Below are 12,493 nucleotides of genomic sequence, written 5' to 3' on the forward strand. Positions count from 1 at the left end.
GAGGATCGTGATGACCGCGACCGCACCCCCCGGCTGCCCGCCGCCGCTGACCGTGCTGCCCGGGCCCGCCGCCGACTGGCGCCAAACGGTCCGCGACTTCGCCCGTACCGCCGTGGCGCCCCGGTCGCGGTCCATGGACGAGGCGGAGCGGCTCGACGACGACCTGGTCCAGGAGCTGTTCCGGGCCGGACTGATGGGGATCGAGGTCCCCCGTGCGTACGGTGGCGCGGGAGGCGACCTGTTCCAGATGGTGCTCGCCGTCGAGGAACTCGCCCGGGTCGACCCGGCGGTGGCCGTCTTCGTCGACGTGCAGAACGCGCTGGTCGTCAGCGCCCTGCTGCGGCACGGCAGCGGCGACCAGAAGCGGCGCTTCCTGCCCCGGCTGGCCACCGCTCTGGTCGGTGCCTACGCCATCTCCGAGGAGCATGCGGGCAGCGACGCGTTCGCCCTGGCCACCCGCGCCGAACCGGACGGTGACGGCTACCGCCTCACCGGCCGCAAGCAGTGGATCACCAGCGCGGCGGAGGCGGGCCTGTTCCTGGTCTTCGCCCGCACCGGCGGCGACGCGCGGGCGCCCCGTCTGGGCGCGTTCCTCGTTGAACGCGACACCCCGGGGCTGACCGTCGGCGAGCCGGTGGGCAAGATGGGCATCCGCGCCAGCTCCACCTGCGAGGTGGTCCTCGACGGTGTGCGGGTGGGCCGCCAGGACCTGCTGGGCCGCCCGGACGGCGGCACCGTACTGATGGTGGAGACCCTGGGCATCGGCAAGCTCGGCATCGCCGCCCAACTCGTCGGCCTCGCCGACGGCGTCCTGCGGTACGCGCTGGACTACGCGGGCGCCAGAAGGCAGTTCGGCACCCGCGTCATCGACTTCCAGGGAGTAGGCTTCCCCCTGGCGGGGCTGGCGGCCGAACTGGAGGCGGCGCGCACCCTGCTGTACGACACCGCCCGGCTCCTGCAGCACGGAGCGCCGCAGAACGAGCGGCTCAGGGCCACCTCGATGGCCAAGTACGTGGCCTCGCGGATCGCCGAGCGCGCGGCCTCGCAGGCCGTGGAGACCCTCGGCGGGAACGGTTTCGCCACCCGGCACCCGGTGGAGAGGTTCTACCGCGACGCCAAGGTCGGGGCGATCTACGAGGGCACCTCCAACATCCAGTTCCAGACCATCGTCTCGCTGCTGGCGGGGAACGCCGCGCAAGCCCCCGGATCCGGCGCCGAGCGTGAGGAGTGAGCACCGTGGACCGCACCCGCCACACCGGCATCCGCCCCGCCACCCGCACCGGTGGCGGGGCCCCGCTGCGGCTGTTCTGCCTGCCCTACGCGGGCGGCTCCGCGCGGATCTACGCCGGCTGGGAGCGGCATCTTCCCCCCTTCGTCCAGGTCAGGCCGGTCGAGCCCCCGGGACGCGGCAGCCGGTTCGCCGAACGCCCGCACGACCGCCTGGAGCCGCTGGTGGAGGACCTCCTGCCGCATCTGCTGGCCGCCGACGACGCGCCGTACGCCCTCTTCGGTTACAGCCTGGGCGCGCTGGTCGCCTTCGAGCTGGCCCGGGTGATGGAGCGACGCCACGGCCGTCCCCCGGTCCGCCTGCTCGTGGGCGCCTTCCGCGCCCCGCACCTGCCGCGTACCACCCTCCCCGACTACGACCTGCCCGAACCGCAGTTCCGCGAGCGGCTGCGGGTGTTCGGGGGCACTCCCGAGGAGGTGCTGGCCGACGAGTCCCTGATGGAGCTGTTCATCCCGATGCTCCGCGCCGACCTGGCGGTGGCCGACACTTACCGCCACCGTGAGGACAGGCCGCTGACCTGCCCGATCACCGCCTTCGCGGGCAGTGAGGACGAGGAGGTGAAGGTCGCCTCCGTCGCCCAGTGGCGGCGGCACACCGACGCCGGCTTCACACTCAAGGTGCTGCCGGGGGGCCACTTCTTCCTGCACGGGCAGGAGCGGGCGCTGCTGGAGCAACTGTCCGCGGCCGTCAGCGTCTGAACTGCCCCCGGCCTTTCTCCCGCGACCCCCCGCCCCCCTCCCCGGGAGCCGGGTCCGCCGCACGGGGGCGCCGGGGCGCGGGGACGAGGGCCGCCGCGACCACCGCCCCGGCCAGGTACGCACCGCCGCTCACGGCGAGCCCGCGGTGGATGCCCGCGGTGAGCGAGGCGTCCACCGCATCCTTCAGCTCCGGCCCCCGTTCCCCGCCGGCCGCGCTTTCCGCACCGAGGCTGCCGTCGACGGCCTGGCGCACCAGCTCCCGGCCGGCCGACGGGGACAGCCCGAGCCGGTCGGCCCGCTCGGTGAGCGCGGCCGAGAACCCCGCGGCCACCACGGCTCCCACGACCGCGACACCGAGCACGTTGCCGACCTGCTGACTGGCTATGGAGGTCGCCGAGGCGATGCCGGCGCGTGGCGGCGCGACACCGCTCATCAGGGCCGCGTTGGTGGGGGCCATCGTCAGCCCCACTCCCGCGCCCACCGGTACCAGAGCCGGCCACCACAGGGCGTACGGCGTGGTCGCGTCCACCGTGGCCAGGAGCAGCAGCCCGATGCCGGTGCTCGTCATCCCGCACACCATTGGCAGCGCCGGGCCGTGACGTGCCGCCAGCCGGCCGGCGACCGGGGCCGCCGCCGCGGCGGGCAGCAGCAGCGGCAGCATGCGCAGCCCGGCCTGCGCCGGTGTGTACCCCTGCACCTGCTGCACGAACAGGGACAGGAACAGGAACGAGCCCAGCAGGCCGAAGGCGACCGTGAACAGGATGCCGTTGCAGGCCGCGAAGCGGCGGTCGCGGAACAGTGCCAGGGGCACCATCGGCTGCGCGGAACGGTGCTCGACCGCCAGGAACACCGCCAGCAGCACGCCGGCCAGGCCGAGCATGGCCACGATCCGCGGGGAGGACCACCCCGACCGCTCGGCCTCGATCAGCGCGTAGGCCAGGCAGCCCAGCCAGCCGACGGCGAGGACCTGACCGGGAACGTCCACCCCGCGCCGGACTGTGGGGGTCCCGGGCAGGACCCGGCGCGCGACCACCACGGTCGCCGCACCGAACGGGCCGTTGATCCAGAACACGCTCGCCCAGCCCAGCGTGTCCACCAGGACGCCCCCGAGCAGGGGACCCAGAGGCAGGGCCAGCGCCGAGACACCCGACCACACCCCCATCGCGCGGGCCCGCTCGCCCGGCTCCGGGAACAGGTGCGTGAGGACGGCCAGGGTGGCCGGTACGAACAGGGCCGCGCCGACCCCCTGGCAGACCCGGCCCGCCACCAGGATCTCCAGCGTCGGTGCCGCCGCGCACAACAGGGAGCCGGAGGTGAAGACCACCAGCCCCCACAGGAACACCCGTCGGCGGCCGAGCCGGTCACCGAGGGAGCCGCCGGACAGCAGCAGGCAGGCGAAGGCCAGCACATAGGCCCCGACGATCCACTGGAGGCCCGACACACCGGTGCCGAGGTCCCGGCGGATGCTGGGCAGCGCCAGGTTGACCACCGTGATGTCGAGCATGGACACGAACTGGGCCGCGCACAGCACCGCCAGGGCCCAGGTCCGCTTCGTCCTCCGAACGTCGAACATGTCGCTCCCGCGGTCCGCAGTCGTGCCGTCATGCGCGTGCGGACGCCCCGCGCCCCCGCGCCCGGGCACGGTAGGCCGCGCCGGGCGGTGCCGGGCAGCCGCACATGCCCTCCCTGTTCGGGGTGCCTGCCAGGGCACCCCGAACAGGGCCGTGCGGCGCACCGGCGCCCTGCCGCCCGGTGCGGTCGCCCGGGCGGTGGTGGAATCCGGCGTCCGCCCGGCTCGACGGCCGGGCAGCCGGCCTGTCCACCATCAGGTTTGGAACGTGTGACGGTCCGCCGACTCCGCCGGCGGACCGTCACGGAAGACCGGGACCGGTTCGCCGTTCAGTCCCGCCGCCGTGCCGAGTGGACGTGTCCGGGCGAAGCCGGACGGCACAGGAGCGGGGAGGCCTCCGGGAGAGGCCGGGGAGCCGGGCCCACGGCCCGGCTCCCCGGCGCCGCGCAGGCCGCCGTGGCGGCTCCTGGGGGTCCGTCACCGGATCAGCACGTCGTCCACGGGACGGCGGGGCGACGGGCGGACGCCGCCGCGCGGGTAACCGGCGCGGAAGAGGAGCTGGGGACGGCCGGAAAGGTCCGGCAGGGCCTGCGCCAGGCGGGTGCGGAGCGGCTCGCCGGCCTGGCAGGGCTGGTTGGCGTAGGCGGTGAGGACGCCGCCCGCGGCCAGGACGAGCAGCGCGCGTTGCCAGGCCTGCCCGGTGGCCAGCCAGTCCGGGCGTTCGTCGGTCCGCGAGGCGATCACGGCGACCAGCGGTGCCGTGCGCAGCAGGGCCGCATCGCGGGCAGCGACGCGGGCGCCGAGGTCGAGGGACCGGACCGCGGTACGGACGACCGGCGCCGCCAGGGTGGGCACGGTCAGCCCGTCGCCCCGCGCGGGCGGGCGCATCCAGAACGCGAGCTCGCGGCGCCAGGCCCGGTCGGCGAACTGACGGCGGTCGCCCTCGCCGACGAGGGCCGCGACGTGCTCCCGCATCCCGTCGGGAACGAGGGACAGCCGGGCGCCCTCCCGTTCCACCGCCTGCCGCATCCGGTGCCGCGTCGCCTCGGGGACCGGCCGGTCGGCGAACGGCTTGCGGTAGGTGTGCCGCCGGGCGATGGCGGCGTACAGCGTTTCGTCGTCGCCGGTGCCGCCGTCCCCGGTGCCGCCGGCGCGGACTTCGGACAGGGTCACGCGGGCGCAGAGCGCGTCGTCGGCCGGGTCCGGCAGCGGGTCGACGGCGGCGGCGAGGCCGTGGTGCCGTGCCGCGACCCGGAGGTTGAGCAGCGCGGCGCCACAGCTGATGAACAGTTCGCGCTCGTCCGGATCGTTGACGCGCAGGGCCCGGGACCGGTCCGCCCGCAGCTCGACGGTGCCGTCGGCGGCGCGACGGAAGACCCACGGCTGTGTGTTGTGCGAGGACGGCGCGCGGATCGCCTGTTCGACAAGCGTCCGGACCAGGCCGGCCCGCGGCGTTGACTCCGTCATGGCGTCCTCCCGAGTCGTCCGTCCGGCGTCACGCCTGCGCGCCGACGCGGGCCCGCGGACCGCGGAGCCGCCGGTGCTGCGTGATCCAGGCGGGCCGGCTCCCGGAACACCGCCTCCACCGGATGGGCGGGCAGGCGCTCACGGTGGCGGACCACCAGCCGGGTTCCACCGCCGTGGGCGAGGACCGCGGCGGAAGCTCCGGATGCGGCCGGGGCACGTCCGGGGGGCGGCCCGCGCTCCGCGTCGAGGGGTGCCGGACCCCGGGCCCGTGTCCGCTCATGGCTCCAGCCTCGCAGCTCCGTTCCGCCTCCGCCACCGCAACGTCCGGGCGGCCGGGCGCCGGCCGGGCGCCGTGCTGTTCCAGCGCGAGCTGTCCCTTGAGGGAGCCGTTCACGGCCCCGATGAGCCGGCGGACCGGCTTCAGCAGCGGCTCGTGAGCATGGCCATCGGTCATCGCACGACCGCTTCGCCGCCGCGCTCGGCTGCCCCAGGGCTCAGCAGCGGGCAACCTGCCTGACGGCTGTCTCCGAGCGGCCCGGTGGGACATGTCTGTGCGGTTGTCGATCGGGATGCGTGCCATAACAGTCGAATGCGATCACCCGCTTGCTGTGTGAAGCGGGTCCGGGCGACCCTTTCCCGATGGAGACGGGGAGCGGGGACGAGGACGCGCCGCCGGGGGAGGACCGTGCTCCTGATCCGGACCGGGAGTTCGTCGCCGCGTCGGGCCGGCACGGCGGCCCGCCCGAGCAGGTGTGGGACGAGCTCGCCGACGAGTACGGGATGGAGTTCGGGCGGCGGCGGGAAAGAGAACTCGCCGAGGCGGCGGTGGTCGCCCGCCTGCGGGCGCTGGAGCTGACACCGCACGGACAACAAGAACGCGGCCGCCGGCTGGAAGGCCTCGCGCGGGACGCCCTCGAGGCGTACGAGCGGTTCGCCGAGCCGAGGCACGGGCACCTTGCCCTGGCAGCGGTGCGGAGCGCCCTGACCGTGGGGGACGGCGATCGGGACTTCCTCCACGAACTGGCCGGACACGTTCTGCTCGCACGGTTCGAGTTCGCCCACGGCGCGGAGGACGACGGACCCGCCGAGCGGCGGGCCGCGGAGTCGCTCGCCGGGTCTCCGGGGGGCGACCCGACCGCATACCCCCGTGCGGCCGCACCGGTAGAGGCGGGCCCGGAAGAAGCCCGGCACGTGAGGGATCCGCGTGACCTCGCCGAAGCGCTGCGGCACTACCGCCGGGCGGCCGACCTGGCGGAGCCCGGCCCGGAGCAGGCCCGGTACCTCAGCAGCCTGGGCAACGCCCTGCTGTACGCGTACGAGTACGAAGGCGAGGACGACATCCTCCAGGAGGCGGTGCTCCGCCTGGAAGCCGCCGTTGAACGGACACCGCCCGACGCCCCCGCCCGCCACGCGGTGACCGGCAACTACGCCAACGCTCTGTGCACGCGGTTCGGGCGGTACGGCGGCCCGCAGGACCTGGACCGGGCGTATGCGGCCGTCGCGGAGGCGTACGGGCTGACCGGGCCGGACCACCCGGCCGGCCCGCTGTGGGCGACCGTCCTCGGCAACGTCCTGGTGATGCGGTTCGGGGAGCACGGCCGCCCGCAGGACCTGCGGGAGGGAGTGAGGACCCTCGCACAGGCGGTGGAGAGCACCCCGGCCGGCGACCCGGACCTGGCCATGCGGCTGCGCCACCTCGGCGTGGCGTACACGGAGGCATTCTGGCTCGACGGCGACCTGGACCTCCTCGACCGGGCGGTCGGCACCCTGCGCCGTGCCCTGGCCACGGCCGGCTCCGGCCATCCGGAGACCGCGACGCTCGAAGGGAGCCTGGGCAACAGTCTGCTGCTGCGTTTCCAGCGGCGGGGCGACGCGGACGACATCGACGAGGCGGTGGAGCACCTGCGGCGGGCCCCCGTTCTCGGCCCGCCGGGTGACCCGCACCGGGACCTGTGGACCGGCAACCTGGCCTCCGCACTGGAGCAGCGCTTCGGACTGACCGGCGACCCCGCCGACCTGGAAGCGGCCGTCGAGGGCTACCGACGGTCCGTCGAGGCCGCCGACGGGCACCGCGACACAGCGGTCCGCAGAGCCCACCTCGGGCTCGTCATGGTGCTGCGCTTCGAGGTCCACGGAGCGGTCGCGGACCTGGACGCGGGTGTCCGCCTGATGACCGGAGCACTCGCCGACCTGCCCCCGAGCGGACTCGTACGCGGCCAGTACCACGCCAACCTCGCGACCGCCCTGCACACCCGATTCGTCCACCTGGAGCAGTGGGCCGACCTGGAAGCGGCGCTGCGGCACACCGAAGCAGCCCTCATCCTGCTGCCGGCCGGCTCCGCGGACCGGGTGGGCTGCCTCAACAACCGGGCGACACTCCTCACCACCCGATACGCGCACACCGGGGACACGGCCGAACTCGCGCGGGCCGCGGCCGTGCTCGACGAGGCCCTGGAATCGCTCACGGGGGAGGAGACGGCCAGGGCGGCAATCGCCCGGAACCGGGCCCAGGTGCTGTCGCAGGCGCACCACGCCGGGGCACGGGACGCGGCCGGGGAGACGGCCCTGCTGGACCGGGCCCTGGCGGACCTGGAGACGGCCCTGGCCGTCCCCGGCCGCACGGCCGCCGACACGGCGATGGCACTCGAGCTGCAGGGAGCCGTGCTCCTGCAGCGCTACGGGACGCGCGCCGATCCCGAGGACCTCCGCCGCGCCGAGGAGGCGCTCGAGCAAGCCGTCGCCCGGCTCGGCGACACCCTCGGCGACACCCGGCGGACCGTGACACGGCACCGGCTCGCGGTGGCCCAGCGGGCCCGGGGCAGGTACGCGCTCGGCCGTGCCACCGGGCTGAGCATGCTGACCGACCGGGCCTGGGACGTGCTGCTGCAGTCCGGGACGGACGACGGACTGCGGGCCGCCCGGCGGGCGGCGGAGGCCGCCGCCCAGGTTCTGCACTGGTGCCTGGAGGACGACGCGCCGCAGGACGCGGTGGCCGCGGCCGAGTCCGTGCGGGCACTCGTCCTGTTCGCGGGCAGCGCGTCCACCACCGTGCCGGAACTGCTGGAGGAAGCCGGGGAGCCCGGACTCGCCGAAGCCTGGCGGCAGGCCTCCCGGCGGAGCGCGGCCCGCAGATTCGCCCGCCTCCCGCCACGCGGCGCACCGGGTCCGAGCGGCGACGCCATGGGCCCACCCGGCGTCGTCCCGATCGCTTCCGGAGACACCGACCCCGCGCAGAACACGCCCGTGATCCCCGACGACATCCGTCACCGGGCGCTGGAGGCTCTGTACCGCCACACCGGCGGCGAGGCGGTGACGCCCCTGGTCCGCGCCCCCTCCCGCGCCCGTATCGGCGAGGCCCTCACCCTGCTCGGTGCGGACGGACTGGTCTACCTCGTCGCCGGTGAGCAGGGCGGTTCGGGGTGGGCGCTGCTCGTACGACCCGACGGGAGCTGCCGGGTCCTCCCTCTCGAGGGGCTCGCGCGGACGGGGCCGCTCGCCGCGTTCCTGGCCGCACACGACACCCACGTGGCCGCCGGGACGGACGGCGACCGCCGCCGGTCGCACACCGCGTGGCGTTCCGCCCTGCACGCGGTGTGCGACTGGGCCTGGCCCGCCGTCGTGAGCCCACTCCTGCGGGAGTTCGGTCAGGGGCTGGGCGCAGACGGCACTCCGCCGGGCCGCGGGCGCGCCGCCGGCCCCGCACCGGGGAGCTGTCCCCGGCTCTATCTGGTTCCCACCGGACCGCTCGGACTGGTGCCGTGGCACGCCGCGCGAAGGCCGGAGAGCGGGCCCGGACGGTACCGGTACGCGGTACAGGACGCGGCCTTCTCGTACGCGGCCTCCGGACGCGAGCTGGTCGAGGCAGCCGACCGGCCGTCCGCTGGAGCGGACGGCGCCGCGCTCGTCGTACAGGATCCCACCGGGGACCTGGAACACGCCCGCCGGGAGGCCGAAGGCGTCCGGGCGGGCTGGCCCGGGCCCGCAACGGTCCTGGGGGGCCGGGGCGCTCCGAACGCGTACCCGGCGACACCGAACCGAGTCCTGTCGGCCCTGCCCGGCCGGGGCTCCGCCCCATGCGCTCTGCTGCACCTGGCATGCCACGGTGCCCTGGTCCGGCCGCCGACCGAATCCCATCTGCTGCTCGCGGGCGGGCAGCGGCTGACCGTCCGCCGTCTGCTGGCGCACCCCTCCCGGCGTTCCGGGCGGGCCGGACGGGAACCCGGGCCCCTGGCGGTCCTGTCCGCCTGCACCACAGGGGTGGCCTCCGGGGACCACGACGAGGCGCTGAGCCTCGCCACCGCTTTCCTCGCCGGTGGCGCGTCCGCCGTCATCGGCTCTCTCTGGCTCGTCGACGACGAGCGGACCGCCGATCTCATGCTGGACTTCCACCAGCGGTTGCGGGAGAGAGGCATGGCAGCCGCCGACGCCCTGCGAGAGGCACAGCTCGCCGCCCTGCGCACACCCCGTGACGCCGCCCGGCCAGAGGCGGAGGGGCGAGGACCCGTTGAGGAAGGCCGCGGGAACGGCGGCACCGACCCTGCCGATCCCTATGTCTGGGCAGCCTTCATCCACCACGGCAGAGGAGAACTCATGGCACCTGACCGGGAGAGGGAAACGCGCGAGGGGGAAGCGGCGCGGAGTCCCGGCGGCGCCTCGCGGGCGACCCCGCCCCTCCCGCGCGAGCGGATCTTCCCGACCCGGCGTGCTCCGGCCGAGGTGGAGTACTGGCGGTGTCCGAACCCTCAGTGCGCGCACCGGGCGCCGGGGGACGACGACGGCCCGTTCGAGGACGAGTGCTGCCCCCTCCACCCCGCCCTGGCCCTCGAACGTGTGGAATGAGCCGGGCCGGACATGGGAGACCTCGCCAAAGGACTCGTCGAGCCGCTCGCCCGCCGCTGGAGCAGGGCCATGGGCGGCGCGGTGGTGTGCTTCTGGCTGGTGGGCGTCGTCCTCTACCTGGCCCGCACACCGCCCGGCCGTCTCGGCAGCGGCTGTGACGGCGCCCCGGGGGCACACCCTGCCTGCTTGGTGACACGGCACGGCGGCTTCGGCATCGGTGTCGCCGCCACCGTCGCCCTGGGCATCGTCGTGGTATCCGCCCTGCTCACCGTCTGGCTCGCGCCCGGGGTGCTCAATGTGCTCAGCGGCGCCTGGCCGGACGTGCCGCCGCTGCGGTGGTGGGCGCGGCGGCGCATCGAGGCGCACCGTGAGCGGCGCAGGAAGCTGGTCGAGACCATGCGGCCCGCGACGGACGACGTCCTCACGGTCCGCCGCGCCGCGGCCGCCTCCGTGGCCCGGCGCCGCTGCCCCAAGGGCAGTGCGGCCCTCCAGCCCACCCGTATCGGGAACGCCCTGGCCGCCGCCGAGCAGCGGGTCGAGGAGCGGCACGGGCTGGATCTGGAGCTGTGCTGGCGGCCTCTCGTCCAGGTGGTCGACCAGACCGCACGGGCGCGCCTGGAGACCGCGTCCAGTCTGATCGTCGCCCGGGTCCAGACCGTACTGTTCGCCGCGGGCCTGCTGGTGTGGACTTCGCTGCTGCCGGGCTGGTGGGCCCGGGGCGCCTACGCGGCCGGCTGCCTGCTCCTGGTGCTGCTCACCTGCCGGGCGGTCGCGGGGGCGGTGGACGCGTACTGCGATGCCGCGGAGGACACCTTCCTGCTCCACCGGGCCGGCCTCTACCGCGCGCTCGGCTTCCCGTGCCCGACCACCACACGGGACGAGCGGAACCAGGGCCGGGAACTGAGCAAGTACCTGGCGAAGCGGAGCCTGCCGCCGGTCGCCTTCGACTGGCCCGACCCTCCGGCGCCGGTCCCGTATCCACTCCAGCCGCCCGCCGAACCGGGCGGAGGGCAGATGTGAACCCGGGCCCGGGCAGCTCCGTACTCGCCCGCCAGGAGCACCGCGGCTCTCCCTGTGGCGCAAGCCGGCCCGGGGCGGGCCACCCCTCACCCCGTCCACCGGCCTGGCCGGATACCGCCCGCGCCCGGGACGACGTGCCCCTCGTACTTCCCTCGGCGGCAGCCGTTCGGTCGCCGCCCACAGCCCGTCACCGTCTCATCCGTCCCGGAGCAGGGCTGTCGACGGGGATGCCCAGCCGGCCGGCCACGGTGGCGAGGGCCGCTCCCAGCGGGAGCGCGACCCGGGTGAGGGCGTGCCGGTCGCCCCGGGTCGGGTCCCGGTTGACGATCAGCACCGGTTTGCCCTCCTGGGCCGCCTGGCGGACGAACCGGAGCCCGGACATCACCGTCAGCGAGGACCCCAGGACCAGCAGCGAGGCCGCCTCGCGGACCAGTTCGCGGCAGTGCTCGACCCGCGGCGGCGGAACGGCTTCGCCGAAGAAGACCACGTCCGGTTTGAGGATGCCGCCGCAGACCGCGCAGGACACCACGCGAAAGCCGCCGGCCTGTTCGTCGGTGAGTTCGGCGTCACCGTCCGGGTTGATCCCCGCGGCCACCGGCTCGAAGCCCGCGTTGGCCTCCTCCAGCCGCCGGGCGAGTTCGCGGCGCGGGCTGAGGGCCCCGCAGGACAGGCAGACGACCCGGGCCAGGTTTCCGTGGAGTTCCACGACGCCCTCGCTGCCGGCGGCCTGGTGCAGACCGTCGACGTTCTGGGTGATCACGCCCGACAGCAGCCCGTGCCGCCCGAACGCGGCCACGGCCCGGTGCCCGGCGTTGGGCCGGGCGCGGCCGAAGGTACGCCAGCCCAGATGGCTGCGCGCCCAGTACCGGCGCCGGGCCTGCGCGCCGGCGGTGAAGTCCTGGTAGGTCATCGGGGTGTGCCGACTCAGGCTCCCGCCCTCACCCCGGTAGTCGGGGATGCCGGACTCCGTGGAGATGCCCGCCCCGCTGAGCACCAGCACACCGCCGGTGCCGAGCGTGTCGGCGACCGGTTCCAGGTCCGTGGTGCCCGGCGGCGGGTCCCCGGTGGGCGTCCAGCTCAAAGTAGGGCGCACGCGCATGCCGCCAGGGTACGGAACAGGCCGTGCCCGGTCGCTCCCACCGACCGGCGCAACGGCGCACCGTGCCGGTGCGGCGGCCCGGCCCGATCCCGCGCGACCCGTCCCGGGGCGGCCGGAAGGGAAGGGGGCGCCCGGAGAACCGGTGGCACCGGGGCAGGGCCGACCGGCCTTGATCCGCTTTGCCGGACACCGGGGGCCAGGGGCTCCGGTCCCGGAAGGACGATGTCCGTCACGGAGAGCACGGGGGAAGAAGAAGCCTCGCCCTCGCCGCTTGTTCATGCCGCTCGTTCATGCCGGAGTTCAAGGCCGGGATCGTCGGGCTGTACCGACGGGGTGACCGCTCGGCCGGGCAGGTCGCCGAGGACTTCGACCTGCCCGAGACCGCGGTGCGGGACCGGGTGAGGCAGGGCCGAGGCCGACGCGGGCGAACGGGCCGGCCCCGGTGATCGACGTGGGCGCCGGAGTCGTATGAGCGCGTGGCGAGCCCGCGCCCCGTGACGCGAACACCCTCC

The 12,493-nt window shown here is 75.3% G+C and carries 8 protein-coding genes; 5 read left to right on the forward strand and 3 right to left on the reverse strand.

Features of this window, described 5'->3' with window-relative positions:
• Nucleotides 1-10 precede the first annotated feature (10 nt).
• Nucleotides 11-1,231, forward strand: a complete 1,221-nt coding sequence (locus tag ACGRHY_RS25885) for an acyl-CoA dehydrogenase family protein (RefSeq protein ID WP_394637714.1) — start codon at nucleotides 11-13, stop codon at nucleotides 1,229-1,231.
• Nucleotides 1,232-1,236: 5 nt separating this feature from the next.
• The gene (locus tag ACGRHY_RS25890) at nucleotides 1,237-1,986 is read left to right on the forward strand and encodes a thioesterase II family protein (RefSeq protein WP_394637715.1); all 750 of its coding nucleotides are present in this window, start codon (nucleotides 1,237-1,239) and stop codon (nucleotides 1,984-1,986) included.
• On the opposite strand, the gene ACGRHY_RS25895 is transcribed toward ACGRHY_RS25890, so the two are convergent.
• The gene (locus ACGRHY_RS25895; RefSeq protein ID WP_394637716.1) at nucleotides 1,976-3,559 is read right to left on the reverse strand and encodes an MFS transporter; all 1,584 of its coding nucleotides are present in this window, start codon (nucleotides 3,557-3,559) and stop codon (nucleotides 1,976-1,978) included. The two genes, ACGRHY_RS25890 and ACGRHY_RS25895, sit on opposite strands and share 11 nt — an antisense overlap.
• A gap of 474 nt (nucleotides 3,560-4,033) precedes the next feature.
• Nucleotides 4,034-5,023 carry an Acg family FMN-binding oxidoreductase gene (locus tag ACGRHY_RS25900; RefSeq protein ID WP_394637717.1) on the reverse strand — a complete coding sequence of 330 codons (990 nt, stop codon included), beginning with the start codon at nucleotides 5,021-5,023 and terminating at the stop codon, nucleotides 4,034-4,036.
• 639 nt (nucleotides 5,024-5,662) lie between these two features.
• Here ACGRHY_RS25900 and ACGRHY_RS25905 point away from each other — a divergent pair.
• Nucleotides 5,663-9,862 (forward strand): CHAT domain-containing protein, encoded by a 4,200-nt coding sequence (locus ACGRHY_RS25905; protein WP_394637718.1) that lies wholly within the window; start codon nucleotides 5,663-5,665, stop codon nucleotides 9,860-9,862.
• 12 nt (nucleotides 9,863-9,874) lie between these two features.
• Nucleotides 9,875-10,882: a hypothetical protein gene (locus ACGRHY_RS25910; RefSeq protein WP_394637719.1), complete on the forward strand. Its 1,008-nt coding sequence runs from the start codon at nucleotides 9,875-9,877 to the stop codon at nucleotides 10,880-10,882.
• A 187-nt stretch (nucleotides 10,883-11,069) separates the two neighbouring features.
• Here ACGRHY_RS25910 and ACGRHY_RS25915 read toward each other — a convergent pair whose 3' ends face one another.
• On the reverse strand, nucleotides 11,070-11,981 hold the full coding sequence (locus ACGRHY_RS25915; RefSeq protein ID WP_394637720.1) for an NAD-dependent protein deacetylase: 912 nt from the start codon (nucleotides 11,979-11,981) through the stop codon (nucleotides 11,070-11,072).
• A gap of 290 nt (nucleotides 11,982-12,271) precedes the next feature.
• Between ACGRHY_RS25915 and ACGRHY_RS25920 the strand changes: the two genes are divergently transcribed.
• The gene (locus ACGRHY_RS25920) at nucleotides 12,272-12,427 is read left to right on the forward strand and encodes a hypothetical protein (RefSeq protein WP_394637721.1); all 156 of its coding nucleotides are present in this window, start codon (nucleotides 12,272-12,274) and stop codon (nucleotides 12,425-12,427) included.
• Nucleotides 12,428-12,493: the final 66 nt, after the last annotated feature.

This window comes from Streptomyces shinuiensis (assembly GCF_043660855.1).
In the GTDB taxonomy this organism is placed as follows: domain Bacteria; phylum Actinomycetota; class Actinomycetes; order Streptomycetales; family Streptomycetaceae; genus Streptomyces.

Coding starts and splice junctions, on each gene's coding strand:
- ACGRHY_RS25885 (WP_394637714.1), top strand. CDS start 11: ATGACCGCGACCGCACCCCCCGGCTGCCCGCCGCCGCTGACCGTGCTG.
- ACGRHY_RS25920 (WP_394637721.1), top strand. CDS start 12,272: ATGCCGGAGTTCAAGGCCGGGATCGTCGGGCTGTACCGACGGGGTGAC.
- ACGRHY_RS25910 (WP_394637719.1), top strand. CDS start 9,875: ATGGGAGACCTCGCCAAAGGACTCGTCGAGCCGCTCGCCCGCCGCTGG.
- ACGRHY_RS25900 (WP_394637717.1), bottom strand. CDS start 5,023: ATGACGGAGTCAACGCCGCGGGCCGGCCTGGTCCGGACGCTTGTCGAA.
- ACGRHY_RS25905 (WP_394637718.1), top strand. CDS start 5,663: ATGGAGACGGGGAGCGGGGACGAGGACGCGCCGCCGGGGGAGGACCGT.
- ACGRHY_RS25895 (WP_394637716.1), bottom strand. CDS start 3,559: ATGTTCGACGTTCGGAGGACGAAGCGGACCTGGGCCCTGGCGGTGCTG.
- ACGRHY_RS25915 (WP_394637720.1), bottom strand. CDS start 11,981: ATGCGCGTGCGCCCTACTTTGAGCTGGACGCCCACCGGGGACCCGCCG.